The 26787-nt window shown below is 64.8% G+C and carries 24 protein-coding genes; 18 read left to right on the forward strand and 6 right to left on the reverse strand.

All coding sequences use genetic code 11. The annotated features are described in order from the left end of the window. Positions 1-206: 206 nt before the first annotated feature. The 9 genes from WBK23_RS19820 to WBK23_RS19860 all read left to right on the forward strand — a co-directional run bounded on the left by WBK23_RS19820 (position 207) and on the right by WBK23_RS19860 (position 8645). Complete coding sequence (locus WBK23_RS19820) at positions 207-1187, forward strand: quinone oxidoreductase family protein (protein ID WP_424485645.1); 981 nt, start codon at positions 207-209, stop codon at positions 1185-1187. A 14-nt stretch (positions 1188-1201) separates the two neighbouring features. Next, on the forward strand, positions 1202-2050 hold the full coding sequence (locus WBK23_RS19825) for a TauD/TfdA dioxygenase family protein (RefSeq protein ID WP_424485646.1): 849 nt from the start codon (positions 1202-1204) through the stop codon (positions 2048-2050). Positions 2051-2101: 51 nt separating this feature from the next. Continuing rightward, entirely contained in the window at positions 2102-3151 is a 1050-nt protein-coding gene (locus WBK23_RS19830) for a 3-keto-5-aminohexanoate cleavage protein (protein WP_424485647.1), read from the forward strand. Between the two features lie 95 nt (positions 3152-3246). Beyond that, on the forward strand, positions 3247-4578 hold the full coding sequence (locus WBK23_RS19835; protein WP_424485648.1) for an MFS transporter: 1332 nt from the start codon (positions 3247-3249) through the stop codon (positions 4576-4578). Next, on the forward strand, positions 4575-5240 hold the full coding sequence (locus WBK23_RS19840; protein ID WP_424485649.1) for a DsbA family oxidoreductase: 666 nt from the start codon (positions 4575-4577) through the stop codon (positions 5238-5240). The genes WBK23_RS19835 and WBK23_RS19840 overlap by 4 nt, the downstream gene beginning before the upstream one ends. Further along, a complete protein-coding gene (locus tag WBK23_RS19845) occupies positions 5237-6247 on the forward strand; it encodes a YeiH family protein (RefSeq protein ID WP_424485650.1) in 1011 nt (336 codons plus the stop codon). The genes WBK23_RS19840 and WBK23_RS19845 overlap by 4 nt, the downstream gene beginning before the upstream one ends. A gap of 58 nt (positions 6248-6305) precedes the next feature. Continuing rightward, on the forward strand, positions 6306-7001 hold the full coding sequence (locus WBK23_RS19850; RefSeq protein ID WP_424485651.1) for a CoA transferase subunit A: 696 nt from the start codon (positions 6306-6308) through the stop codon (positions 6999-7001). Positions 7002-7003: 2 nt separating this feature from the next. Then, a complete protein-coding gene (locus WBK23_RS19855; RefSeq protein ID WP_424485652.1) occupies positions 7004-7633 on the forward strand; it encodes a CoA transferase subunit B in 630 nt (209 codons plus the stop codon). A gap of 229 nt (positions 7634-7862) precedes the next feature. Continuing rightward, on the forward strand, positions 7863-8645 hold the full coding sequence (locus tag WBK23_RS19860) for a hypothetical protein (protein WP_424485653.1): 783 nt from the start codon (positions 7863-7865) through the stop codon (positions 8643-8645). Between the two features lie 26 nt (positions 8646-8671). Here the strand turns inward: WBK23_RS19860 and WBK23_RS19865 are convergent, their stop codons facing one another. Next, positions 8672-9694 carry an AraC family transcriptional regulator gene (locus tag WBK23_RS19865; protein ID WP_424485654.1) on the reverse strand — a complete coding sequence of 341 codons (1023 nt, stop codon included), beginning with the start codon at positions 9692-9694 and terminating at the stop codon, positions 8672-8674. Positions 9695-9969: 275 nt separating this feature from the next. Between WBK23_RS19865 and WBK23_RS19870 the strand changes: the two genes are divergently transcribed. The 6 genes from WBK23_RS19870 to WBK23_RS19895 all read left to right on the forward strand — a co-directional run bounded on the left by WBK23_RS19870 (position 9970) and on the right by WBK23_RS19895 (position 19636). Beyond that, positions 9970-11535, forward strand: coding sequence for a methyl-accepting chemotaxis protein (locus WBK23_RS19870; protein WP_424485655.1), 1566 nt, complete (start codon positions 9970-9972; stop codon positions 11533-11535). A gap of 256 nt (positions 11536-11791) precedes the next feature. Beyond that, the gene (locus WBK23_RS19875; protein WP_424485656.1) at positions 11792-12364 is read left to right on the forward strand and encodes an RBBP9/YdeN family alpha/beta hydrolase; all 573 of its coding nucleotides are present in this window, start codon (positions 11792-11794) and stop codon (positions 12362-12364) included. A 151-nt stretch (positions 12365-12515) separates the two neighbouring features. Then, positions 12516-14441, forward strand: coding sequence for a DUF1302 domain-containing protein (locus WBK23_RS19880; protein WP_424485657.1), 1926 nt, complete (start codon positions 12516-12518; stop codon positions 14439-14441). A gap of 39 nt (positions 14442-14480) precedes the next feature. Next, on the forward strand, positions 14481-15839 hold the full coding sequence (locus WBK23_RS19885; RefSeq protein WP_424485658.1) for a DUF1329 domain-containing protein: 1359 nt from the start codon (positions 14481-14483) through the stop codon (positions 15837-15839). 151 nt (positions 15840-15990) lie between these two features. Then, a complete protein-coding gene (locus WBK23_RS19890; RefSeq protein ID WP_424485659.1) occupies positions 15991-17067 on the forward strand; it encodes a WD40/YVTN/BNR-like repeat-containing protein in 1077 nt (358 codons plus the stop codon). A gap of 28 nt (positions 17068-17095) precedes the next feature. Further along, positions 17096-19636, forward strand: a complete 2541-nt coding sequence (locus tag WBK23_RS19895) for an efflux RND transporter permease subunit (protein ID WP_424485660.1) — start codon at positions 17096-17098, stop codon at positions 19634-19636. A 33-nt stretch (positions 19637-19669) separates the two neighbouring features. Here the strand turns inward: WBK23_RS19895 and WBK23_RS19900 are convergent, their stop codons facing one another. From WBK23_RS19900 to WBK23_RS19920, 5 genes are all read right to left on the reverse strand, one after another. Further along, entirely contained in the window at positions 19670-20143 is a 474-nt protein-coding gene (locus WBK23_RS19900; RefSeq protein ID WP_424485661.1) for a DUF1348 family protein, read from the reverse strand. 60 nt (positions 20144-20203) lie between these two features. After that, the gene (locus WBK23_RS19905; protein ID WP_424485662.1) at positions 20204-22267 is read right to left on the reverse strand and encodes a pyridoxamine 5'-phosphate oxidase family protein; all 2064 of its coding nucleotides are present in this window, start codon (positions 22265-22267) and stop codon (positions 20204-20206) included. Positions 22268-22324: 57 nt separating this feature from the next. Beyond that, the gene (locus WBK23_RS19910) at positions 22325-22954 is read right to left on the reverse strand and encodes a glutathione S-transferase family protein (RefSeq protein ID WP_424485663.1); all 630 of its coding nucleotides are present in this window, start codon (positions 22952-22954) and stop codon (positions 22325-22327) included. Positions 22955-23094: 140 nt separating this feature from the next. After that, entirely contained in the window at positions 23095-23994 is a 900-nt protein-coding gene (locus WBK23_RS19915) for a LysR family transcriptional regulator (RefSeq protein WP_424485664.1), read from the reverse strand. Between the two features lie 3 nt (positions 23995-23997). Then, entirely contained in the window at positions 23998-24912 is a 915-nt protein-coding gene (locus tag WBK23_RS19920; protein ID WP_424485665.1) for a LysR family transcriptional regulator, read from the reverse strand. Positions 24913-25088: 176 nt separating this feature from the next. Between WBK23_RS19920 and WBK23_RS19925 the strand changes: the two genes are divergently transcribed. From WBK23_RS19925 to WBK23_RS19935, 3 genes are read left to right on the forward strand one after another with little or no spacing between them, the layout of a single operon-like run. Continuing rightward, the gene (locus WBK23_RS19925) at positions 25089-25589 is read left to right on the forward strand and encodes a YHS domain-containing (seleno)protein (RefSeq protein WP_424485666.1); all 501 of its coding nucleotides are present in this window, start codon (positions 25089-25091) and stop codon (positions 25587-25589) included. Between the two features lie 55 nt (positions 25590-25644). Beyond that, positions 25645-26142 carry a DoxX family protein gene (locus tag WBK23_RS19930; protein ID WP_424485667.1) on the forward strand — a complete coding sequence of 166 codons (498 nt, stop codon included), beginning with the start codon at positions 25645-25647 and terminating at the stop codon, positions 26140-26142. Further along, on the forward strand, positions 26139-26762 hold the full coding sequence (locus WBK23_RS19935; protein WP_424485668.1) for a glutathione S-transferase family protein: 624 nt from the start codon (positions 26139-26141) through the stop codon (positions 26760-26762). Before WBK23_RS19930 ends, WBK23_RS19935 begins: the two co-directional genes overlap by 4 nt. Positions 26763-26787 lie beyond the last annotated feature (25 nt).

Here is a 26787-nt window from a genome sequence, read left to right on the forward strand (position 1 = left end):
CGGCTATGACCCTGTGCAACGACGGCAACGGGTTGGCCCTGCTGTGGCTGAGGCGCAGGTTATAGGAAGGGGGCGGCTGGCGGTGTTTGTCATTAAATGAAAAGTGGCTGTCGTCTGATGTGAAGCGCTCAAACAACCTGCGCCCTACAGTCCAACCAACGCAAATCGACGCAGTTCGCCCAGATAGCTGATTGGAGATAACAGGCATGGCCAAAGCCGTACGCTTCCACGAAACCGGTGGTCCCGAAGTCCTTCGCTACGAGGACGTCGAGGTAGGCGACCCGGGCCCGGGTGAGGTGCGTCTGCGCCACGTCGCAGTGGGCCTGAACTACGCCGACACCTATTTCCGCAACGGCACCTACCCAATTCCAATGCCCAACGGCATGGGCGTGGAAGCCGCCGGAGTGGTGCAGGCCGTGGGCGAGGGTGTGAGCAACGTGGCGGTGGGCGACCGGGTGACCTACACCGGCTTTCTCAATACCCTCGGGGCCTACAGCACCGAGCGCCTGATTTCTGCCGCGCCACTGATCAAGCTGCCGGAAACCATCGCCTTCGAGACCGCCGCGGCCATGACCATGCGCGGCCTGACCTCGGCGTACCTGATGCGCCGTATCTATGACTTCAAGCCGGGTGACAGCATCCTGCTGCACGCTGCCGCCGGCGGTGTCGGCCTGATCGTGGCGCAGTGGGCCAAGCTGCTCGGCCTCACCGTGATCGGTACCGTGTCCAGCGATGCCAAGGCGGAAATCGCCCGGGCCCACGGTTGCGACCACTGCATCAACTACAGCCATGAAGACGTCGCCCAGCGCGTGCGTGAGATGACCGACGGCGTCGGCGTCAACGTGGTGTTCGACAGCGTCGGCAAGAACACCTTTATGGGTTCGCTGGATTCGCTCAAGCGTCGTGGCCTGCTGGTCTGCGTCGGCACCGCCTCCGGTCCGATCGAAGGCTTTAACCCGCAGCTGCTGGCGATGAAGGGCTCGCTGTATATGACCCGCCCGGCCCTGGCCGACTACATCGCCGATCCGGCCGAGAAGGCCGCCCTGGCCGGCGAGCTGTTCGACCACGTCGGCAGCGGCCGGATCAAGATCGAGATCAACCAGCACTACGCCCTGCAGGACGCGGTGCAGGCGCACCGCGACCTGGAGTCGCGCAAGACCACGGGTTCATCGATCTTCGTCATCTGAGGGGGGCAACTGTCATGCGAGTCGAACAACTGACCTGTGCCATCGGTGCCGAACTGAGTGGTGTGAACCTGGGTGATGCAGCGCGCGACGACGGCCTGTTCGCCGAGATCAAGCAACTGCTGCTGCAACACAAGGTGCTGTTCCTGCGCGACCAGGACTTCAGCCGGGCCGAACACGTGGCCTTTGCCCGCCGCTTCGGCGAGCTGGAGGACCACCCGGTGGCCGGCAGCGACCCGGAGTATCCGGGCCTGGTGCGCATCTACAAGTCGCCGGACGCGCCCAACGACCGTTACGAAAACGCCTGGCACACCGACGCCACCTGGCGCGAGGCACCGCCCATGGGCTGTGTGCTGCGCTGTGTGGAGTGCCCGCCGGTAGGTGGCGACACCATGTGGGCGAATATGGCCTTGGCCTACGAAAACCTGCCGGCCGAGATCAAGAGCAAGATCGAGGGCCTGCGTGCCCGCCACAGCATCGAGGCGAGCTTCGGTGCGGCCATGCCGATCGACAAGCGCCTGGCGCTCAAGGCGACCTATCCGGATGCCGAGCACCCGGTGGTGCGTACCCACCCGGAAACCGGCGAGAAGGTTCTGTTCGTCAACGCCTTCACCACCCACTTCAGCAACTACCACACCCCCGAGCGGGTGCGCTTCGGCCAGGACGCCAATCCAGGGGCTTCCGACCTGCTGCGCTACCTGATCAGCCAGGCGTACATCCCCGAGTACCAGGTGCGCTGGCGCTGGCAGCCGAACAGCGTGGCGATCTGGGACAACCGTTGTACCCAGCACTACGCCGTCATGGACTACCCGGCGTGCCATCGCAAGATGGAACGTGCCGGGATCATCGGCGACACGACCTACTGAGTCGAAACATCCAGTCGCGCCACTTACTAATAATTATTTGAGGCAACAGGCATGAACTTCCTTGACGGTTCTCTCTTTCCTGAAAATCAGGACAAACTCGTCATCACTGCGGCCCCCTATGGCCCCGAATGGTTCCCCTCCGACTACCCGGAAGACATTCCGGTGACCATGGAAGAACAGATTCAGAAGGCCGTCGACTGCTACGCAGCCGGTGCCTCGGTACTCCACCTGCATGTGCGCGAGCTGGACGGCAAGGGTTCCAAACGCCTGTCCAAGTTCAACGAGCTGATTGCCGGCGTACGCAAGGCCGTGCCGGACATGGTCATCCAGGTCGGTGGCTCCATCTCCTTCGCCCCTCCGGAAGACGGCGCGGCGGCGCAGTGGCTGCATGACGACACCCGTCACATGCTCGCCGAACTCGATCCCAAGCCCGACCAGGTCACGGTGACGGTCAACACCACGCAGATGAACGTCACCGAGCAGATGGATGTGCGCGACTACGCCGGCACCTCCATGGCTAGCGATACCTTTGAGGCCTACCGCGAGATGATCGTGCCCTCGGGCCCGAGCTTTATCGAGGAGCACGTCAAGCGCCTCAGCGCTGCGGGCATCCAGAGCGCCTTCCAGTTTTACAACATCAACAGCTACGAGTCGGTGGAGCGTCTGATCCGCCGCGGCGTCTACAAGGGACCGTTGGCGTGCAACTGGGTGGCGATCGGCGGTGGCATGGACCAGCCGCATATCTACAGCCTGGCCAACTTCCTGCGTGCCATCCCCGACGGCACCATGCTGACGGTGGAAAGCACCATGCTCAACACCCTGCCGGTCAACCTGATGGGCATGGCGATGGGCCTGCACGTGCGCTGCGGTATCGAGGACAACATCTGGACCCAGGACCGTTCGCGCAGGATGACCTCCGTCGAGCAGATCGAACAGCTGGTGCGCATCGCCAAAGAGATCGGTCGCCCGGTTGCCAACGGCCAGGAAGCCCGCGAAATCCTCAAGATCGGCGTGTTCTACGACACCGTCGAAGAAACCCTGGCCGCCAACGGCTTCGCCCCGAATCCCAAGGCCGGTCAGCAGGGCTTCCTGCGCAAGTGATTCACCCGCAGTTGCACGGTGGCGGCCTTCGGTCTAACCCACCCTGCAACTGCCCCAAAGCCACAATAAGTTCACGCAAGGCAACCGGAGGCACCATGGCCTTTCACCACAGCCCGGCGGATAGCGACGTCGACACGTCGTTCGGCATTCCGCGCACCTATGCCTGGATCGTCTTTGCCCTGACGTTCGGCCTGCTGATCTCCGACTACATGTCGCGGCAGGTGCTCAACGCGGTGTTCCCGCTGCTGAAGAGCGAATGGGTGCTGTCCGACAGCCAGCTCGGCCTGCTCAGCGGCATCGTCGCCCTGATGGTCGGCTTGCTGACTTTCCCCCTGTCGCTCATGGCCGACCGTTTCGGCCGGATCAAGAGCCTGACCATCATGGCCGTGCTGTGGAGCCTGGCGACCCTGGGCTGCGCTCTGGCCGAGAACTATCAGCAGATGTTCGTTGCGCGCTTTTTGGTCGGGGTCGGCGAGGCCGCCTACGGCAGCGTCGGCATCGCCGTGGTGGTCTCGGTGTTCCCCCGCGAGATGCGCGCGACCCTGTCCGGGGCCTTTATTTCCGGTGGCATGTTCGGTTCGGTGCTGGGGATGGCCGCCGGCGGCGTGCTGGCCCAGCATTTTGGTTGGCGCTGGGCGTTTGCCGGGATGGCGCTGTTCGGCCTGCTGCTGGCTGTGCTCTACCCGATCATCGTCAGGACCTCGCGGATCGCCCCGCAGACGGCAGCCTCTGCCGCGCGCAAGGTGGCGGACAAGGTCAGCCGGCCGCTGCGCACCCTGTACTCCAGCCGCTCGGTGCTCAGCGCCTATGTCGGCAGCGGTCTGCAGTTGTTCGTCGGCGGCACCGTGATCGTGTGGATGCCCAGCTACCTCAACCGTTTTTATGGCATGGCCACCGACAAGGCCGGCGCGATGTCGGCGATCATCGTGTTGTGCAGCGGCGTCGGCATGATCCTCTGCGGCATGCTCAGCGACCGCATGTGCCGTAACCGTCCGGATCGCAAGTTCGTGCTGTCCATCGCCTACTGTTTGGGCAGCTGCCTGCTGTTGTTGCTGGCTTTCGCCCTGCCGTTCGGGATGCCGCAGCTGGTGATGATCTGCCTGGGGATGGTGATCGCCGCTGGCACCTCGGGCCCGGCCGGTGCCATGGTCGCCAACCTGACCCACTACAGCGTGCACGCCACCGCCTTCGCCACCCTGACCCTGGCCAACAACCTGCTCGGCCTGGCCACCGGCCCGCTGCTGACGGGCAAGCTCTCCGACTTGATCGGCCTGGACAACGCCTTCCAGCTGGTGCCGCTGGTCAGTATCGCGGCAGCGGCGGTGTTCCTCTATGGCAAGCGCCATTACCACAAGGACATGGCCCGCCTACAAGGCGAGGGCGTCGAGGATAAACCTGTCGATGCCGCACTGGGGGCACAGGCATGAGTCGTGCGCTGCGTATCGATGTGTTCTTCGATTTCATCTGCCCCTGGTGCCTGATCGGCAAGCGCCAGCTGGAACGTGCCCTCGAGCTGCTGCACGTCAGCCGCCCGGAGGTCGAGGTCGACCTGGCCTGGCACGGCGTGCAGCTGTTGCCGCAGCTGTCGGCGCAGGGCGAGCCTTTCGCCGAGTTCTACCTCAACCGGCTGGGCAGCGCCGAGGCTGTGCGTCAGCGCCAGGCTCAGGTGCAGCAGGCCGCGGCGGTAGCCGGGCTGGAGATTTCCCTGGCCAGCATCGCCCGCATGCCCAATACCGCCGACGCTCATCGCCTGCTGCAGCGGGCCGACGCCGTGGCCACGCCGGCCCAGCGCGCGGCGCTGCTGGAGCGCCTGTTCGCCGCCTATTTCCTGCAGGGCGAAAACCTCGGCGATAGCGCGACCCTGCTGGCCATCGCCGAGTCCTGTGGCCTTGAGCAGTCGGCTGTGGCCGATTGCCTGCGCGGCGACGCCAGCCCCTTTGTCGGCCGGGTCAACGCGGCGGCGGGCGGGGTGCCGCACTTCATTCTCAACCGCCGCCAGGCGGTGTCCGGGGCGCAACCGGCCGAGGCGCTGCTGGCGGCCATGCATGAGGCACTGGCCTACAGCGCCGCCCAGGGGCAGTCGGCATGAGCAGTCTCGCGTTTGCCACCATCCACACGCGCGGGCGCGAATTGGCACCGGGCGTCGTGGTCAGCCTGATTGTCGCCGCCGCCGCGACCTTTCTCTCCGAGCATTACGGCGCGCCGGTGATGCTGTTCGCCCTGTTGCTCGGCATGGCGCTGAATTTTCTCTCCGCTGAAGGCCAGTGCAAGGCCGGCATCGAGTTCACCGCGCGCAGCGTGCTGCGCATCGGCGTGGCGCTGCTGGGTATGCGCATCACCCTGGAACAGATCGCCGCGCTGGGCTGGAAGCCGCCGGTGCTGGTGGTGACCCTGGTGGTGGTGACCATCCTGGTGTCGGTGGTGACGGCCAAGCTGATGGGTTTCCAGCGCCTGTTCGGCATGCTCACCGGCGGTGCCACGGCTATCTGCGGTGCCTCGGCGGCGCTGGCGTTGGCCGCCGCGCTGCCCAATCACCCGCAGAAGGAGCGCGCCGTTCTGTTTACCGTGATTGGCGTGTCGGCGCTGTCCACCGTGGCGATGATTCTCTACCCGATGATCGCCAATTGGGCCGGCCTGTCGCCGCAGGTGGCCGGGGTGTTTCTCGGTGCCACCATCCACGATGTGGCCCAGGTGGTCGGTGCCGGCTACAGCATGTCCACCGAGACCGGCGACACCGCCACCGTGGTCAAGCTGATGCGCGTGGCCATGCTGCTGCCGGTGATCGTCGCCGCGGCCATGATCACTCGTATGCAGGGTGCCGACCCGACCGGCAAGCGCCCGCCATTGCTGCCGATGTTCGCCGTCGGCTTCCTCGTGCTGGCCTGCGTCAACAGCACCGGCTGGGTGCCGCAGGTGGTACAGGACGGAGTCAACGAGCTGTCGCGCTGGTGCCTGGTGGTGGCCATCAGCGCCCTGGGCATGAAGACCCAGATCAAGGAACTGGCCGCGGTGGGGATCAAGCCGATCCTGCTGATGATCGGCGAGAGCGTCTTCCTCGTCGCCCTGGTGCTGCTGTTGCTGCACTGGGGGGCCTGAGCCGGCTCACACCACTACCCACCCCTGTGCGCTGCGCCCATTCAAGCAGAGGACTTTCATGAACAAGCTTTATCCCGATGCCCATGCCGCGCTGGCCGGCATCGTCCACGACGGCATCACCATCGCCTCCGGCGGCTTCGGCCTGTGCGGCATTCCCGAGCGGCTGATCGCGGCGCTGGGTGAAACCGGCAAGAGCGGCTTCACCATCATCAGCAACAACTGCGGGGTGGATGACTTCGGCCTCGGTCCGCTGCTGTACAGCCGGCAGATCAAGAAGATGATTTCCTCCTACGTCGGTGGCAACAAGGAGTTCGAGCGCCAGTACCTGGCCGGCGAGCTGGAGCTGGAATTCACTCCCCAGGGCACTCTGGCCGAGAAGCTGCGCGCCGGTGGTGCCGGCATCCCGGCCTTCTACACCCGTACCGGCTACGGCACGCTGATCGCCGAAGGCAAGGAAACCCGTCAGTTCGATGGCCACTGGTACGTCATGGAGCGGGCGCTGAGCGCCGACCTGGCACTGATCAAGGGCGCGGTGGCGGACAAGGCCGGCAACCTGATGTTCAACAAGACCGCGCGCAACTTCAATCCGCTGTGCGCCAAGGCCGGCCAGGTGTGCGTCGCCGAGGTCGAGGATATCGTCGAGGTCGGCGAACTGAGCCCGGACGAGATCCATCTGCCGGGCATCTATGTGCAGCGTCTGGTGCTCAACCGCAGCCCGGAAAAACGTATCGAAGTCCGTACGGTGAGGAACTGAGCATGGCCTGGACCCGTGAAGAAATGGCGCAGCGCGCCGCCCTTGAGCTGCAGGACGGCTTCTACGTCAACCTCGGCATCGGCCTGCCGACCCTGGTCGCCAACTACATTCCCGAGGGCATGGATGTGTGGCTGCAGAGCGAGAACGGCCTGCTCGGCATCGGCCCGTTCCCGGATGAGGCAGAGATCGACCCGGACCGGATCAACGCCGGCAAGCAGACCATTACCACCTTGCCCGGCAGCAGCTTCTTCGACAGTGCCGAGAGCTTCGCCATGATCCGTGGCGGCCACATCAACCTGGCGTTGCTGGGGGCCATGCAGGTGTCGGAGCAGGGCGACCTGGCCAACTGGATGATCCCCGGCAAGATGGTCAAGGGCATGGGCGGCGCGATGGACCTGGTGGCCGGGGTCAAGCGCGTGGTGGTGCTGATGGAGCACTGCGCCAAGGGCGGCACGCACAAGATTCTCGAGCGCTGTGACCTGCCGCTGACCGGCGTCGGCGTGGTCGATCGGATCATCAGCGACCTGGCCGTGTTGGACGTCACCGACGGCGGTCTGCGCCTGGTGGAAATGGCCCCCGATGTGAGTTTCGAGGACCTGCAGGCCGTGACGGGCTGCCAGATCCTGCGCTAAGCGTTGCGCGCCGTTTACTCCATGGCGGCGCGTGGCACTTTTCCGCGGGGTATTCCCGCGGAACCTTTACGGCGGCTGTTTCGGCAGCCGACCGGTTTTTATTTTGGCACGACGCCACGCCTGGCGCGGCATGCCGCCCACTGGGTTCACCACTGCGGGAGTAAACCGAAGCAATCGAACCGATTCGTCATAGCACCCGCCATAACAATAAAAAGCGAGGAGAGGGAAGATGCGAACGATAGTCGTGGTGTGTCTGTTGTGCCTGCACGTTTCACTGGTCTGGGGTGATGAGCGCAGTGCTCAGCAGCTGAGCGAGCTCGGCAGTCGCAGCCAGCTGCTGTGCGCCAGTGCCCTGCTGTATTTCAACCCGCTGGAACGCGAGCCCGATCCGCGCGGCCTGACGGCGGTGTTCCAGCATCTGCAGAGCCTGGATACGACCATCGTCCAGCTCGGCCAGCCGCCCGCATTGGTGCAGCCGCTGCGGGTCATGCAGCGGCTCTTCACCGAGCTGGACGCGCTGCCCAGGCGTCAGCGCCAGCGCTATCCGCAGCTGGTTCGGCAGTTGTTGCTGCAACAGCAGCAACTGCGCCAGGCCGCCGCCGCGCTGCAGGCACCGCTGAGCCCGGCCGAACTGGCGGCTCGCCTGCCCCTCAACGCGCAGAGCAATGCGCTGGCCAGCCTGTTGCTGGACTACCAGCTGCGCCACTACCCCTTGCCTGAGCAGACCCAGCAGCCCCTGTCGAGCGAAGCGTTGCAGGCGCTCGAACGGAGCATCGAGCAGGGCTTCGATAGCCTGTTGCAGCGCCACCCCGAGCATGTCGAGGTGCTGCGCAAGATCAACAGCAGTTACCAGTTCGTGCGCGCCGAGTTGCAGCAGAGCACCAGCCAGACCCATGGCGGTGCCGAGTTCTATCTCGGGCGTGCCGTGATCGATCTCGATGAGCTGGCGCAGGCCGTGCTGGTGGCGGGGGAGAGGTCAACGGTGGCGGTCCAGCCCCCGTCCAGCAACTGACCAGGCCAATCCGCATGCGGTCCGCGCTAGCTGTGCTTGCGCGGCACGATCTTGTGCTCGCTGCGCCAGGCCGCCGGCGGCATGCCGAACTGCGAGATAAACCAACGGGTGAATGAGCTCGGCAAGGAGTAGCCGAGCATGTCGGCGATACGCCCCAGGGTGTAACCGGGGTTTTCCATGTAGCGGATCACCAGCTCGCGGCGCACGCCGTTGATCAGATCGCTGAAGGTGGTTGCGCCTTCCTCTTCCAGGCGGCGCTGCAGGGTGCGCACGTTCATGCCCTGGGCCTGGGCAATCTGCTCGATGGTGGCGCGGCCCATGGGCAGCAGCAGGTAGATGGCCTTGCGCACGTCCTGCTCCAGCGAGTGTTCCTCGGCGCGGTTCAGCGAATCCAGGTAGCGCTGCGCATGCCGGGCCATGGCGGCATTGGCCAGCGGGTTGGCGGTGTCCAGGTTGGTCGAGGGGCAGACGATGCCGTTGAACTCGCTGCCGAACTCCAGCGGGCAGGCAAACATGCGCCGGTGCACCGAGAGGTCCGCCGGGGCTTCATGGCTGAAGTTGACGCTGATCGGGTGCCAGTGTGCGCCTAGCAGGGCGGCGCAGAAACGGTGCATCACGCCGATGGCCAGCTCGATGGCCTGGCGGCTGTGGCTCGGGTAGTCGGTGACCACTTCCTCGCGAATGATCACCGTCTTGCCGGCCTCCTCGATAAAGATCGCCAGCGAATCGTTGAGCAGGTGGCGGTATTGCACGATCACCTGCAGGGCATCGCGCAGGCTGTGCTGGTGGCTGAGCAGCAGGCTGACCTCGCCGAAGTCGGACAGCTGGCGCAGCTCGGCCATGCGCAGGCCGAGGGTCTCGCAGCCGCTGACGCGGGCGGACTCTTCCATCAGGCGGATGGCCGCCTCCACCGGTATGCGCTGCTCGGGGTCGTTGAGCACGGCTTGGCTGAGGCCCGCCTGGGACATCAGCGCATGAGTATTCAGGCCGTAGTGACGGGCAACCTCCAGGTAGTTGGTCAGCACGGCGGCACGGGCTTGGACGGTCATGGCGTGGCTCGCTTCCAGGCGGTTGCAGATCGGGGTGCCCGCAGTGGGCGGGCTTCTAGCTTATAGAGCCTTGGTCATGAAATGAAAAGTGCCTGACGGCTAAAGCGAAGCGGGTGGGGCAGGGGCGTTCCTACACTCCCGAGCAGCCTGCCGGGCCGACCTTGCGGCAGGCGTCGCGAGATTTGCCGGGTCCGCTGCCGTTCAGTGGCACCGGGCAGTGCTTCGAGAATGCCACCCAGAGGGCCGACCCACGGCCCCATGCCCAGGAAATCCACATGCGCGTCAACATGCCCCTCAGCGGTCGGGAATGCACGTACCCGGCCGATCAACGCCTGATTTCAGCCACCGACACTCACGGCAAGATCACCTATTGCAACGACGAGTTCGTCACCGTCAGCGGTTTCACCCGTGAGCAGCTGATCGGCAGCCCGCACAACCTGGTGCGTCACCCGGACATGCCGGCGCAGGTTTATGCGCAGATGTGGGAATACCTCAAGGCCGGCAAGAGCTGGATGGGCATCGTCAAGAACCGCAGCAGCAACGGCGATCACTACTGGGTCAACGCCTATGTCACGCCGATTCTGGACCACGGCCGAGTGGTGGGTTTCGAGTCGGTGCGGGTCAAGCCGGATGCCGATCAGGTGCGCCGCGCCACGGCCCTTTACGCCCGCCTGAATCAGGGACGCGCGGCGTCGTCGGTGGCTGAGCGTCTCGGCGTGGCGGCGCGCTTCCTGCTGCTGCCGCTGCTTGCTCTCCTGCTGGGGCCGGCGCTCTACGCCCTGGGCCAGGCCGGGCTTGGTATCGCGCTGTTGGTGCTGCTGGCGCTGGCGCAGACTGTGGCCACCCTGGGCTTCGTCAAACGGGCTCTGCAGCGGGTGGCTCTGGCCTCGCCCAAGGCCTTTGCCAGCGAGCTGGTGGCGCGGACCTATACCGACGATACCGGTGCCGTGTCGCGCCTGCAGTTGGCGCTGATCAGTGAGGGCGCGCGGATTCGCACGGCCCTCGGTCTGCTCGGCGACCAGGCCACGCGCACCGCCAGCCAGGCGTCGGAGAATGGGCTGTTGGTGCAGCAGGCCGAGCGTTCGCTGCAGGCGCAGCGGGTCGAGGCCGACATGGCGGCTACTGCCATGCACGAGATGGCCGCCTCGATCGGCCAGGTTGCCGTGCACGTGCAGCAGACAGCCGTGGAAGCGCGTCAGGTCAGCCAGCTGTCGCTCGATGGTGCCCGCCAGGCGCAGCAGAGCCGCACGGTGGTGGAGAAGCTGGCGCACACGGTGGAGAGCATCAGTGCCTCGGTGGCGGGGCTGGCCAATGAGGCGCAGTCGATCCAGCAGGCGGCCAACATGATCCGCGCCATTGCCGAACAGACCAACCTGCTGGCCCTCAATGCCGCCATCGAGGCCGCGCGGGCCGGCGAGCAGGGCCGCGGCTTTGCCGTGGTGGCGGACGAGGTGCGGGCGCTGGCGTCGAAGACCCAGGAGTCCACCGGGGCCATCCAGAACATCATCGCCAACCTGCAGGGTGTGGCGGGGCAGGCCGTGCAGATTGCCCGCCAGGGCAGCGAAGAGGCGCGCGCCGGCGTGGCGCGGGTGGTCGAGACCGAAACGGCGCTGGGCGGCATCACCGTCGCGGTCGAGCGCATTCACCAGATGGCCGAGCAGATGGCCGCCGCCGCCGAACAGCAGAACCTGGTGGCCGAGGATATCTCGCGGCAGATCGGCAATATCTCCCAGGCCGCTGAACAGAATGCCGAGGTCACCACACGCTCCGCCCAGCTGGGCGGCGAGCTGGAGGCCACCGCGCATTCGCTGCACGCGCTGGTCGCGCGTTTCAATGCCTGAGTTGGCGTCGATCGGCGATTGCTGCTGGGTTCCCGCAGGTGCCGCTGAGCGGGTCGGGGCCTGCCTGGTTGTTGGGCTGTGCGTTACCGCTAGTCGCCGAAGCGCGCTGTGGCTGGGGGTATTGAGCGCGTGTCACCAAATGAAAAGCAGCTGACGTTCAATGAAAAGCACACCTGCCGAGGGGGCTTTACTGTCAACGCTATGCAAGGTGCTGACGACCCAGTCAGTCGAGTCATCGAGAAGGCAAGGTGCTGAAGTGGATAAACATCAAACGGCCGCAACTGTTCTGATCGTGCCGGGCCTGCGTGAGCATGTCAGCGAGCACTGGCAGACCTTGCTGGCTGCCAAGCTGAGCAAGGTGCGCAGCGTGCCACCGCTGGAAGTCTGCAAGCTCAGCTGCGCGGCTCGGGTCGATGCCATCCAGCGTGAAGTGGCGCAGATCGACGGGCCGCTGATCATGGTCGCGCACAGTGCCGGCGTGTTGATGCTGGTGCACTGGGCGGCCCGTTACGGCTCCCAATACCCGCTCAAGGGTGCCTTGCTGGCCGCGCCGCCGGATCTCGACGCCAGCTGGCCGCCAGGTTATCCGGCCCCGGAAAGCCTGAGCGCCAATGGTTGGGGACCGTTGCCCAAGGGCCGTCTGCCGTTCCCCAGCATTGTCGCCGCCAGCAGCAACGATCACCTGGCCAGCCTGGAGGCGGTCACCCGCATGGCCCAGGACTGGGGCAGCGAGCTGGTCAACCTCGGTGAGGTCGGCCATCTCAACCCGGCCTCCGGCTATGGCGAATGGTCGCAGGCCGAGGCGTTTGTTCGCGAGCTGGATCGCTAGGTCAAACAGGCTGCGACAAGCCTGTCGTAGCGCTTATCAAGCATGACGCGCCAGCGTCTAAGGATGGATCGAATCAATAGCGCTCACACCTCACCCATAACCGGGTGTGAGTCATTGCTAGAACCCTATTCACCACAAGCGGAGAGAACCCGTGCACAACAATAATAAATCTCACAGCCCTATATCCTGGCGGCGCAGCCTGTTGGCGACGGCCATCGTGCTGGCGTCCTTGCCAACTGCCCACGCCTTTGAGGTCGACACCGGCAGTGAGGACTGGGCGGTGCGTTTCGACAACACCGTCAAGTACAACTACGGTGTGCGCACCGAAAGTGCCGACAAGCGCATGCTCGGCACGCCGAACAACAACGACGGCGACTACAACTTCCGCAAGGCCGGCACCAACATCAGCAATCGGGTCGATATCCTGACCGAGATGGACGTGGTCTATCAGGGCAGCATGGGCTTCCGTGTCAGTGCGGCCAGCTGGTACGACAAGGCGTACGACAACGCCGGCTCCAGCTCCAATCCGTTCGTCAACGGCAATGGTGAAACCTCGGGTATTGCGGGGTGGAATGGCCGTCCGACAGCGCCGGCCATGTTTGGCAGCCCGCATCTGAGCAATTACGCCCAGCGTTATTACAGCGGCCCGTCTGGCGAGATTCTCGATGCCTTCGTGTTCTACAGCACCGAAGTGGGTGAAGAGTCCCTGCTCGGCGTCAAGGCCGGCCAGCACAACGTGTTCTGGGGCGAGACCCTGCTCAACCCGGTGCACTCGATCAGCTACGGCCAGTCCGGCCTCGACCTGGCCAAGCTAGCGGCGTCGCCGGGTACCGAGGCCAAGGAGTTGTTCGTTCCGCGTAACCAGCTCTCCACCTCCTTCACCGTCAATCCCGAGCTGACCCTGGCCGCGCAATACTTCTTCAAGTGGGATGCCGCCCGTCTACCGGAAGCCGGCACCTATTACGGCGGTTCCGATCTGGTCGGCGAAGGCGCGCAGTCGTTCCTCCTGGGCCACACCGGTGGTCCTGGGCTGGCCGGGCCGAATGGCACGTTGAGCAATATCCGGCGTGGCGATGACATCACCCCGGACGAACGTGGCGACTGGGGCCTGATGGCCAAGTGGTCGCCGGAATGGCTGGACGGCACCCTGGGCGTCTACTACCGCAATACCTCGGATATCTTGCCGCAGGCGGTACTGGATGCCCGCGGCTTGAATACCGGTGGGCTGGGTGCGCCGGCGGGGGTTCCAACGCTGCGCAATACGATCGATACCACCAGCTACGCACTTGCCTACGGTGAGGACGTCGATATCTACGGCATCAGCCTGTCCAAGGATGTCGCCGGGATCAGCGTCGGCAGCGACCTGAACATTCGCCACAACATGCCGCTCTCCAGCATCCCGGCGATTCTCAGTGCACCGGGCCCCGATGGGCTGGCGCAGGGCACGCTGGCGTTGCCTGACCGCAAAGCCAGCACCGGGGTGATTGTGGATACCAGCGATGGCTACGGTGCCACCGGCGATACCCTGCACTGGACTCTCAATGGCCTGATGACCATCGCCGACACGCCGCTGTTCGATTCGGCCGTGCTGCTGAGCGAGCTGTACTACAGCAACCTGCTGGAACTCGATAGCCATAACGAGGCGCTGTACAAGGGCAAGGACACCTACCGCGGCCTCGACAAGCCGACCCGCGACAACTGGGGGCTGGCCGTCAACTTCACGCCGACCTGGTACCAGGTGTTCCCGGGTGTCGACATGAGCCTGCCGATGTCGGTCAACGTCGGGCTCGACGGGGTTTCCCCCGTGCAGGGCGGTGGTGCGGAAGATACCGGCACCTATGCGATCGGTGTGGGGGCGGCCATCTACAACCAGTACTTCGTCGACCTGAAGTATGTGGATTCCTTTGGTGAGTCCGAGAAGTGCGAAAACGGTGCGACCGACGGTTCCACGCCGAACGCGCTCGATGGCACCCAGCGCTACACCTGCTACGCCGGAGGCTACTCGTCCTTCTCCGGTGGTGGTGCCACTACCGAAGACCGTGGTGCCGTCTATCTGACCCTGAAAACCACCTTCTGATTTACGAATTGCTTAGTAAGTAAGCAGGAGATAAACACGATGAAATTTGTACAAACTCTGCTGGCCGCTTCACTGACTCTGGCCGTTTCCGGCCATGTGCTGGCGGCCGTATCGGTTGACGAAGCCGCTAAGCTGGGCAGCAACCTGACCCCGGTCGGTGCCGAGATGGCGGCCAACGCCGACGGCTCCATTCCGGCCTACACCGGTGGCCTGACCACTGCTCCGGCCGGTTTCAAGGCCGGTGACAGCATGCGCCCCGATCCCTATGCCGGCGAGAAGCCGCTGCTGGTGATCGACGGCAAGAACGTTGCCCAGTACAAGGACCAGCTGACCGCTACCGCCGTCGAGCTGGCGACCCGCTTCCCCAGCTTCCGCGTGGACGTCTACCCGACTCACCGCAGCGTGGCGCTGCCGCAGGCCGTGCTGGATAACACGCTGAAGAACGCCACCGTGGCCAAGTCGCTGGAAGGCGGCAATGCCATCGAGAATGCGCTGCCAGGTATTCCCTTCCCGATCCCGCAGTCGGGTGCCGAGGCCATGTGGAACTTCCTGCTGCGTTACCAGGGGGTGAACATCGCGAGCAAATATGACTCCTGGAACGTCGACTCGGCGGGCGTGGCGGCCTTGGCCGTGACTGGCCAGGCCTTTATCAACTACGCCATCTACGAAGACATGTCCAAGCCGATTACGGCCAAGGACACCTACTACCAGATGAAGCTGTACTACACCGGCCCGGCCCGTCGCGCCGGCGAGTCGATCATGCTGCGCGACGCCGCCAACCCGCTGGACCAACCGCGCCGCGCCTGGCAGTACCTGCCCGGTCAGCGTCGGGTCAAGCTGGCCCCGAACCTCGCCTACGACACGCCGAACCCGGGTACCGCTGGTGCCGGCACCTACGATGACGTGTTCGTCTTCAACGGTGCGCTGGACCGCTTCGACTGGAAGCTGGTGGGTAAGCGGGAAATGTTCGTGCCGTACAACACCTACGCACTGACCTACCAGCCGGATGCCAAGGCGCTGACTACGCCGAATCACCTGAACCCGCAGCACGTGCGCTGGGAGAAACACCGCGTGTGGGTCGTGGAGGGCACGCTGAAGGACGGCGCGCGGCACATCTACGCCAAGCGTCGCTTCTACCTGGACGAGGACAGCTGGATGGCTCTGGCCTCTGACCAGTACGACGCCCGTGGCCAGCTGTTCCGTGGTTCCTTCGCGTTCCTCAGCCAGAGCTACGACAAGCAGATCCCGGATACCACGCCCTTCATGATCTACGACCTAGTCGGCGGCACCTACAACATCAACGGTGTGGTAGGCCCGCACGGCGGCATCAAGTACGGCGAGTCGCTGTCGAAGGCACAGTGGTCGCCGGAGTCCCTGGCGGGTGCCGGTATCCGCTAAAGCAGTGTGACAGGTGTCCAGGCCGGTCATTGCAGCGATCCTGCAACGGCCGGCAGCGACTCGACCCTCGGGCCGCGCCGCGCGACGACCTGATTCGACGCCGGGCTGCACCCTGAGTGCCCCCGGCGCTGTTTTCTCAAGAGGACGCGTTATGTGTTCATTCAACAAGCGCGCGCTGCTGCTGGCGCTGGGCGTGCTACTGGTGCTGTGGCAAGGCGTGGCGCAGGCGGCGGGCTACATCGACGTGCTGGATCTGCCGGCCAAACCGAGTGCCCTGGCGTCGCGCAGTCCGTTGCTGGATCTGGCCCAGGCCGGCAAGCGCCTGGTTGCCGTCGGCCAACGTGGCCACATTGTCTATTCCGATGATGCCGGCAAGGCCTGGCAACAGGCTGCGGTGCCGGTCAGTTCCGACCTGAGCGCCGTGCATTTTCCGTCCGCCGAGCAGGGCTGGGCGGTGGGCAACGATGGCGTGGTGCTGCACAGCAGCGACGCCGGCATGACCTGGAACAAACAGCTCGATGGCCGCCAGGTCGGCGAGCTGGTGCTCAAGCATTATTCCGCCTTGGCCAGTGCCGAGCCGGCTAACGAACAGTGGGCCACGCTGGCCGCCGAAGGCCAGCGGCTGATCGAGGAAGGTGCCGACAAGCCGCTGCTGGATGTCTGGTTCGCCAACGACCAGCTCGGCTATGTGATCGGCGTGTTCAACCTGATCCTGCGCACCACCGACGGCGGCCAGAGCTGGACGCCGTTCCAGGACCGCACCGACAACCCGCAGGGTTTGCACCTGAATGCCATCGCCTTCACCGGTGATGCGCTGTACATCGCTGGCGAACAGGGCCTGCTGCGCAAGTGGGACGCCAGCCTCGAGCGCTTTATCGCCCTCGAAACCCCTTATGAAGGCAGCTATTTTGGCATCGTCGGCCAGCCCGGCGAAGTGCTTGCCTATGGCCTGCGCGGCCATGTATTTCGCAGCACCGATGGTGGCTACAGCTGGGCCCAGCTCGACAGCGGCCTGCAGGTCAGCATCAGCACCGCGCTGCTCGATGGCAGCGGGCGTTACCGGCTGTTCAGCCAGGCCGGGCACATGTTGCTGAGCGGCGCGGGCAACAGCCCGTTGCAGTTGGTGGCGCAAACCGCCCAGTCGCCAGTGGCGGGTGCCGCCTTGGGCAGCAACGGCGAATTGGCCCTGGTCGGTAGCCGTGGCGTACGCACGCTGCCCATCGAATAACCAGAAGAATTAGAGCGAGTACCCAGACATGGGCAATTTGAAGCAAGACAGCATGCCGGTGATCCGCGAACTGGTGGATTTCGATCGCAGCTCAGGCAACCGGCTGGAACGCCTGGTGTTCAACAACCGCATCCTGTTCATGCTGCTCATGACCCTGGCCACCCTGGTGCTGGGCTACATGGCGGCGACCCGCCTGGAGCTGCGCCCCAGCTTCGAGAAGATGATTCCGCAGAGCCAGCCGTACATCCAGAATTTCCTGGAGAACCGCAAGTCGCTGCGCGGCCTGGGCAACTCGGTGCGGGTGGTGGTGGAGAACACCCAGGGCGATATCTTCGACCCCGAGTACCTGGCCGTGCTCAAGCAGGTCAACGACGAGTTGTTCCTCAGCGAAGGCGTCGACCGCGCCTGGATGAAATCGCTGTGGAGCCCGGCAGTGCGCTGGACCGAAGTCACCGAGGAAGGTTTCCAGGGTGGCCCGGTGATGCCCGATGCCTACCAGGGCTCGCCCACGGATATCGAGCAGCTGCGGCAGAACATCAACCGCGCCGGCATCGTCGGCAGCCTGGTGGCCAGCGACTTCAAGTCGACCATGCTGATCGTGCCGTTGCTGGACAAGGCCTCGGCCACCGGCAAGCGCCTCAACTACTACGAATTCTCGCAGCTGCTCGAAGAGCAGTTGCGCAACAAGATCGAGTTCGCCGGTGACAGCGCTGCGCACGGTTCGGGCGAGGAAGGCAGCGGCAAGTACAAGATCCGCGTGATCGGCTTCGCCAAGCTGATCGGCGACCTGATCGACGGCCTGATCCAGGTGATGATGTTCTTCGGCCTGGCCGTGGCCACCTCGCTGCTGATCATCTACCTCTACACCCGCTGCGTGCGCAGCACTCTGCTGGTGGTCGGCTGCTCGCTGATCGCGGTGGTCTGGCAGCTGGGCATCGTCGCCTGGCTGGGCTACGCCATCGACCCCTACTCGGTGCTGGTGCCCTTCCTGATCTTCGCCATCGGCGTGTCCCACGCGGCGCAGAAGATGAACGGCATCATGCAGGACATCGCCCGCGGCACCCACAAGCTGATCGCCGCGCGCTACACCTTCCGCCGCCTGTTCGTGGCTGGGGTCACCGCGCTGCTGGCCGATGCCGTGGGCTTCGCCGTGCTGATGCTGATCGACATCCCGGTGATCCAGGACCTGGCCATCACCGCCAGCATCGGCGTGGCCGTGCTGATCTTCACCTCGCTGCTGCTGATGCCGGTGGCGCTGTCCTATGTTGGCGTCGGTGCCAAAGCCGCCGAGCGCGCGCTGAAGATCGACACCCGCGCGGCGCAGAATCGTGGCTTCGGCAAGCTGTGGGATCTGCTCGATCGCTTCACCACGCCGAAGTGGGCCACCGGTGCCGTTTTGGTGGCGGTGCTGCTGGGTGTCGGCGGCTTCGTGGTCAGCCTGCAGCTGAAGATCGGCGACCTCGATAGCGGTGCCCCGGAGCTGCGCGCCGACTCGCGTTACAACCGCGACAACGCCTACATCACCAGCCACTACGCGCTGTCCAGCGACCTGTTCGCGGTGATGATCAAGACCCCGGCCGAAGGCTGCCTGAACTACCAGACCCTGATCCTGGCCGACCGCCTGGCCTGGGAGCTGCAGCAGCATCCTGGGGTGCAGGCCACTGCGTCGCTGGTCAATGCGGTGCGCCAGATCACCGCCGGCACCTATGAGGGCAACCCCAAGCTGAACAGCATCCAGCGCAACCAGAACGTGCTGAACTATGCCGCCCAGCAGGCCTCGGTGAATGCCCCGGAACTGTTCAACACCGACTGCTCGCTGATGCCGGTGATCGCCTTCCTCAAGGACCACAAGGCCGAGACCCTGGATGGCGTGGTGGCCATCGCCGAGAAGTTCGCCCGCGACAACAGCACCGAGGATCGTCAGTTCCTGCTGGCCGCAGGCTCAGCCGGGATCGAGGCGGCGACCAATATCGTGGTGCGCGAAGCCAATCGCACCATGCTGCTGTACGTCTATCTGGCGGTGACCATCTTCTGCCTGATCACCTTCCGCAGCTGGCGCGCGACGTTGGTGGCACTGCTGCCACTGGTGCTCACCTCGATCCTCTGCGAGGCCCTGATGGTGGCCATGGGCATCGGCGTCAAGGTCGCAACCCTGCCGGTGATTGCCCTGGGCGTCGGCATCGGCGTGGACTACGCGCTGTACCTGCTCAGTGTGCAGCTGCACTACCAGCGCCAGGGCATGCCACTCACCGAGGCCTACCGCAACGCCGTGGCCTTCACCGGGCGTGTGGTTGGCCTGGTTGGGATTACCCTGGCGGCTGGCGTGGTGTGCTGGGCCTGGTCGCCGATCAAGTTCCAGGCCGACATGGGCATCCTGCTGACCTTTATGTTCCTGTGGAACATGCTCGGCGCGCTGATCCTGATTCCCGCGCTGTCACACTTTCTGCTGCGTAGCCCAGCGCCCCTCTCGAAGGAGGGGGCCGTGCCGAGCGAGAACGCGGTGGCTTCAGCATCTTCGGTGTCGGGTTCGAATCCGAGTAAGGCGGTCGCTCTGTCTACGCTTGGCTGAGCATCTGAATCGAAACTAGTTTAACCGGCGCATTCAGAGGCCGAGCTCCGTCAGCCCTGGGTGATCTTCGGGACGACGGCCCTGCGGCCAGCTGAACAGGCGCTGATCTTCACGAATTGGCAGATCGTTGATGCTGGCATGGCGCACTTGCATCAGGCCATGCTCGTCGAATTCCCAGTTTTCGTTACCGTAGGAACGGCACCACTGGCCCTCGGCGTTATGCCACTCGTAGGCGAAGCGCACGGCGATGCGGTTGCCTTCATAGGCCCAGAGTTCCTTGATCAGGCGGTATTGCTGTTCGCGCTGCCACTTGTCGGTGAGGAAGTCGCGGATCTGCTCGCGGCCCCGCAGGAACTCGCTGCGGTTGCGCCACTGGCTGTCGGCTGTATAGGCCAGCGCCACCCGCTCGGGGTCGCGGCTGTTCCAGCCATCCTCGGCCATACGCACTTTCTGCGCGGCGGTTTCTCGGGTGAAGGGCGGGAAGGGAGGGCGTGCTTCTAAAGACATGGATGGGACCTCGAGGTTGAGGGGAGGGTCGACTGGCGCTGCGCTGGGCAGTGCCAGTAACTAAAGATCGAGTATCAGTGGCTGTGTGCTGTCCTTGCCTGCGGCGGGCACGGAGCAGCAGATCAGCGCTTCGCCCTCGGCCGGCAGGTTGGCCGGTGGCTGCGGATAGGTCACCTGACCGCTGACGATGCGTGTGCGGCAGGTGCCGCAGGTTCCGCCTCGGCAGCTGAACTCCGGAGTCAGGCCGCGGCTTTCGGCCAGCTCCAGCAGGCTGCCGCTGCCGGGTAGCCAACGCGCCTCCTTGGCCGACTGCTCGAACAGCACGGGGACGGGATGGGTGGCTACTGGTGGCAACTCCTGGGATGGGCCGGCCAGGTCCGGGCGCCGCTGCAGACTGGAGGGACCAAAGGTCTCGGCATGCAACCGGCTGTCACTGATGTTCAGATCGCGCAGGCCGTTATATAGCGCCTGGGTGAAGCCAGCCGGGCCGCACAGGACAAAGTCATAGTCATCGAATGGCAGCACGGCTTTGAGCAGCGCCACTTCGATGCGCCCGTGCCGGTCGAAGTCCAGCCCTTCCTGCAGACCGGCTTCGGGCTGGCTAAGTACCCGCAGCCATTGCAGGGTGTCGTCGGTCTCCTGCTGCAGTGCCTGCAGCTCCCGGCTGAAGGCGAGTTCCGCCTGCTGGCGGGCGCTCTGAATCAGCCAGACCGCGCGGCGACGGCGCAGCCGGCGGTTCTGGTAAGCCACTTCGCGCAGCATGCTCAGCAACGGGGTAATGCCGACGCCGGCGGCGAGCAGCACCAATGGCCGGCGCTGCTCGGGGTCGAGCACGAACTGGCCCTGCGGTGCCTTGGCTTCTAGCAGGCTGCCGATGGTCAATTGATCATGCAGGTAGCCGGAGGCCAGCCCGTCGCGCTTCACGCTGATTCGCAGAAAGTCATCGGATGGCGCGCTGGACAGGCTGTAGGTGCGAATGACCGGATGCACTTGCCCGGGAATGGTCAGGCGCAGGGGCAGGTGCTGGCCGGCCGAGAACGCCGGCCAGCCACCGGAATCGGCCGGTTCCAGATAAAACGAGCGGATATTGGCGCTTTCCTCGATCACGCGGGTCACCCGCAAGGGCCGCCATTGATCGCGCTGGACCTGCGCCTGCAGCCGGGCCGCAGCCTGCACCCAGCTGCCGGTCATCAGGCTGTTGGGCGAGTAACTCTGGAAATCCCAGCGCAGCGCCAGCGCACCGCGCCGGCGAATCATCTGCTCGACCTCCACATGCCAGAGTCGCTCGGCACCCTGGAAGGCGCGGATTTCCTCGCCCTCCAGAGTCAGCTCGGTCCGCCCGCTGAGCTGCAGCAGATCACCCGTGGCGAAGTCGATAAACAACAGGCCGGCCTGCGGGTTGAGCAGCAGGTTGCCGAGGGTGTTGAAGTGCAGGTTGCCGGCGAAGTCGGGGATGCTCAGGCGATTGCCCTGCACGCGCACAAAGCCGGCTTGACCGCCCCGGTGGGAAACGTCCACCGCCAGCCGGCCATCGTCCAGGGTGACGTAGCTGGCGACGAAGAAGGTGTCGGCACCGGCAATCATTTGCTGCGCCGGCTCATCCAGATGGTCCAGTCGCTCGATCACTACCGCAGGCAGCTGCTGGCTGACGGGCAGCAGGTGCTGGCGCAGCTGGATGTACTGAGGACAGTTGCCGAACGCCTGATCCACGGCGATGCCCAGACCGAACTCATCACGCCCGACTATATGGCCATTGAGCCGGTTGCGTCGGCGGCTATGTAACTCAATGCCGAGCAGGCCCACGGCCGTGCCGTCCTGCAGCGCCAGCGCCGCCGGATCTCCGTCAGCCAGCTGCGTATCCAGTCGCAACAGGCGCGGTTGAGGCGAATGGGCAAAGCCCGACGGACCCTCGACGATGCTGGCCCAGGGCCGGCCAGCGGTGTCGACCGAGCCGAGCAGCACAAACGGCAGCTGCCGGTAGAAGTCGCGGTGCTGGTCGGGCATATGGTCGCGGATCACCCTCCGGCCGAATTCTTCCATGCGACCGGCCACGCCCACGCGTTCCTGCAACTGCTTTTCCCCGTAGTGCCAGGGCGATGGGGTGGGCGACAGTGGGCTGGTCATGGCAGGACTCCGCTGAATGAAGGAGACCGGCGCGGCTGTGACCCGCGCCGGTTTGGCTCAGGCGCTTTGCAGGCCGACTGCAGTTCGCTGCATCGGCACGAAGCCCGGCAGGGCTTCGATACGGGCCAGCCAGGCACGCACCTGCGGGTAGTCGGCCAGCGACACATTGCCCTCGGGAGCGTGGGCGATATAGGTATAGCTGGCGACATCGGCCAGGGTCGGCAGGTTGCCGGTCAGGTACGGACGGCTGGCCAGTTCCTGCTCGACTACCTTGAGTAAGGCGTGGGAGCGGGCGATGGTCGATTCGGCGTCGTAGGGAGCGCCGAACACCGTGATCAAACGTGCAGTAGCGGGCCCCGAGGCAATCTGCCCGGCGGCGACTGACAGCCAGCGCTGTACCTGGGCCGCTAGCAGCGAATCCTTGGGTAGCCATTGACCGCTGGTGTCGTACTGCTTGGCCAGGTAGACCAGGATGGCGTTGGAGTCAGTCAGTACCACGCCGTTGTCATCGATCACCGGCACCTGGCCGAAGGGGTTCATGGCCAGAAACTCGGCTGACTTGTGCGCGCCCTTGGCCAGATCGACGAAGACCAGTTCGGTCGGCAGATTCAGCAGCGAGAGGAACAGCTCGACACGGTGGGCGTGGCCGGAGAGCGGGTGACGGAAAAGTTTGATCGGCTTGGACATGGTGGACTCCGCAGTTAGCTAGGTGAAGCAGCGGCATCGGGTGTGCCGTGCTGTGGGAGCCATGCTGAGTCATCGAGCCAAATCGCAGAATCGCCAGAATCGGCAATCCATTGTTGCGTGAAATGAAATGAACCCGTCGTTCAGCGCAGCGCCTGGTGCTCGCGCAAACGACTCACCGCAAAATCGACAAAGCTGCGCACCCGCGCCGCGGCGCGTCGGCCTTCGCGGTAGACCACATGCACCGGCAGCTCCGGCAAGCCGAACGCCTGTAGCACCTCGACCAGCTCGCCGCGTTGCAGGCGCTCATGCACCTGGTAGCTCATACAGCGGGTCAGTCCGCCATCGGCGCAGGCCGCGCGAATCGCCGCCTGATTGGTGGTGCAGCTCAACCGGGGACGCAACGGGTAATGTCGTACGGCACCACCGACCTGAAAGCGCCACTCGGTCAGCCGCGCATCGGCACTGGAGTGGATGATGCGGTGCTGCGCCAGCTCATCGGGACGAGCGGGCGTGCCATGCCGTGCCAGATACGCCGGGCTGGCACAGACCACGCGGCGGATCTGCCCAGCCTTGAGGGCAAATAGCGAGGAGTCGGGCAGGGTGCCCGCGAGAATCGCCACATCCACTCCTTCCTCATGCAGGTTCGGCTGGCGGTCCAGATAGCGGACATACAGCTGCACCTCGGGATACTGCTGCAGGTAATCGAGCAGGATGGCCGGCATCAGCTCCTGCCCGAACAGCAGCGGCAGGCTCACCGTCAGATGCCCGCGTGGCTGGCTGTGCAGGCCGCTGGCCGAGGCTTCGGCCTCCTGTACCTGGGCGAGAATGCGCAGGCAGTCGGCGGCAAAGCGTTCACCCGCCTCGGTGAGCAGCACGCCACGGGTGCTGCGCTGCAGCAGCGCCAGGTTCAGCCGGGCCTCCAGCGCGTCGATGGCGCGGGTCACGGTCGGGGCCGATAGTTCCAGCTGACGCGCCGCGGCGGCCAGGCTCAGGGTCTGGCTGACCGCGAGGAACACCTGCATCTGCTGCTGGCGGTCCATGGCTCAGGCCTGCCGGACAGGGTTGAGCGCCGGGTCCTGGCCCAGGCGCTGTTCGCAGAAGTCGACGAAGGCGCGCACCTTGGCCGCCACCTTGCGCCCACCCTGATACACCACATGCACGGGCAGTGGCGGCTGCTCGAATTCCTGTAGGACGATTTCCAGCTCGCCGCTGGCGACCTTGGCCGCCACCTGATAGCTCAGTACCCGGGTCAGGCCCCAGCCCAATGCGGCCGCATTGATGGCTGCCTGATTGGCGGTGACCACCAGCCGCGGTTGCAGGCGCACGCTGAGCGGGCTGCCGTTGTCCTCGAACTGCCAGTCGCTGAGCAGCGGGCTGCTGGCCGAGGCCACCACCTGCATCTGCTGCAGCTGCTCAGGGTGAGTCGGCCGGCCATGTTCATCGAGAAAAACCGGGGAGGCGCAGATCACGCGGCGTACTTCACCGACCCGTAGCGCATTCAGGCCGCTGTCGGGCAGGTTGCCGATGCGTATCGCCACGTCGATACCTTCATCGACCATGCCCACCACCCGGTCTACTAATAGCGCGCGGATCTGCACGGCTGGATGCTGTTCCAGGAAGTCGACCATCAATGGGGTGACAAACAGTTCGCCAAACAACACGGGAGCCGTGAGCGTCAGTTGCCCGCGCGGCATGGCATGGCTGCCGGCGGCCGACTCCTCGGCTTCTTCCAGTTCGGCCAGGATGCGCCGGCAGTCCTCGGCGTAGCGCTGGCCGGCCTCGGTGATATGCACGCTGCGGGTGGTGCGGGTTAGCAGCAGGGTGCCGATACGTTCTTCCAGCGCCGCCACGGCGCGGGTCACGCTGGGTGGCGACATGTTCAGCCGGCGGGCGGCGGCGGCAAACCCCTGTTCCTCGGCGACGGCCAGAAACACCTGCATTTCCTGAAAGCGGTCCATATTGGGCTCCCAATGTGAGGCCACAGTCTGCGTGGTTAATTACAGATTCTGCAATAGAGCTTTGCTAGATCGGGTTGTTCTTGTTTTTTCCTTTGGTTTCTACAGTGCGCTCACGTCGGACTCAACGGGTTCTGACGTTCACCCGCTGTTCAACTGATCCAGTAAGGAAGACCACGATGAACCTGAAGAACTCCTTTATTGCTACCTCCCTCGCCGTTGCTCTGGCCAGCGGCGGTGCCGCTCTGCTGACCGCCACCAGCAGCTTCGCCTACGACGAAACCTCTACTGCGTCGATCAACGTCGAAGCCGGCCAGGTGATCCTCAAGGGTTACGACAGCGTGTCCTATTTCCAGGGCAAGCCGGCCATGGGCGACAAGCGTTTTGCCGTGAAGCATGACGGTGCCACCTACTACTTTGCCTCGGCCGAGAACATGAAGACCTTCCAGAGCGATGCCGCGCATTACGTGCCGCAGTTCGGCGGCTTCTGCGCCATGGGCGCGGCGTTGGGCAAGAAGCTCGATGTCGACCCGAGCCAGTACAAGGTGGTCGACGGCAAGCTGTACCTGAACGTTAACGCGGACGTGTTCAAGAAGTGGTCCGAGGACGTGCCGGGCAACATCGCCAAGGCCAACGCCAACTGGCCGTCCATCAAGGACAAGGCCCCCAGCAGCCTGTAAGCCTGCCGCCCCTTGCCTGCGATTGCCGCCGGCAGGGGCTTTCCGGAGAGATGACATGACCGTCCGAACTGTATCCGCACGCTGGCAGGCGCTGGGCCGTGATGCCCTGTTGCTGCTGGCCCGCATCACTCCCGGCGCGCTGTTCTGGCAGTCCGGCCGGACCAAGGTCGAGGGTTGGCAGCTCAAGGATTCGACGCTCTACCTGTTTCAGCAGGAGTACCGCCTGCCGCTGATCGATCCGGCGCTGGCCGCCGGGCTCGCCGCCTTTGCCGAGCATCTGTTGCCGATCTTGCTGCTGCTTGGGCTGGGCACACGTCTGGCGGCCGCCGGCCTGCTGGGGATGACGCTGGTGATTCAGCTGCTGGTCTACCCCGATGCCTGGCCCACCCACGGCACCTGGGCGGTGGCATTGCTGCTGTTGATCAGGCAGGGCGGCGGACGTCTGGCGCTTGATCACGGGCTGCAACGCCTGTGGCGGCGTCGCCACGGCGTCAGCCAGAACCCCTGCGCTGGTCATGCCGACCCGGAACAATGCCTGAGGGCACCGCAATGATAGAGCTCTACAGCGCCAACACCCCCAACGGCCTCAAGGTGCCTATTACCCTGGAAGAACTGGGTGTCGAGTACCGGCTGATCAAGGTAAACCTGAGCCAGGGCGAGCAGAAGCGCCCGGCTTTTCTGGCGCTCAATCCCAATGGGCGGATTCCTGTGCTGGTCGACCTCGACGGCCCCGGCGCTCAGCCGCTCAATCTCGCCGAGTCCGGTGCCATTTTGCTGTATCTGGCGCAGAAGCACGGTGCCTTGCTGCCGCAGGACCCGCGTGAGTACCAGCGCGCCATGGAATACCTGTTCCTGCAGGTGGCCAGCGTCGGGCCGATGTTCGGCCAGGCCGGCTGGTTCCTGCGCTCGGCTCCGGAGCCGGTGCCGCTGGCCATCGAGCGTTACCGCAACGAGTCGCTGCGCCTGACCGGGCTGCTGGACGAGCGTCTGGCCGAGACACCCTGGCTCGCCGGCAGTACCTACTCAATCGCCGACATCATGCACTACAGCTGGCTGCGCATTGCCGACTATGCCGGCGTCGACTTGGACAAATTCCCCCATGTGCGGGCCTGGGTTGATCGGATCGCTTCCCGGCCTGCCGTACAGCGGGCATTGGCCCGGCTGCAAAACTGAACTCCCACCACCTAGCTAACCCAGG

The organism is Pseudomonas sp. (genome assembly GCF_049653025.1).
GTDB lineage: Bacteria > Pseudomonadota > Gammaproteobacteria > Pseudomonadales > Pseudomonadaceae > Aquipseudomonas.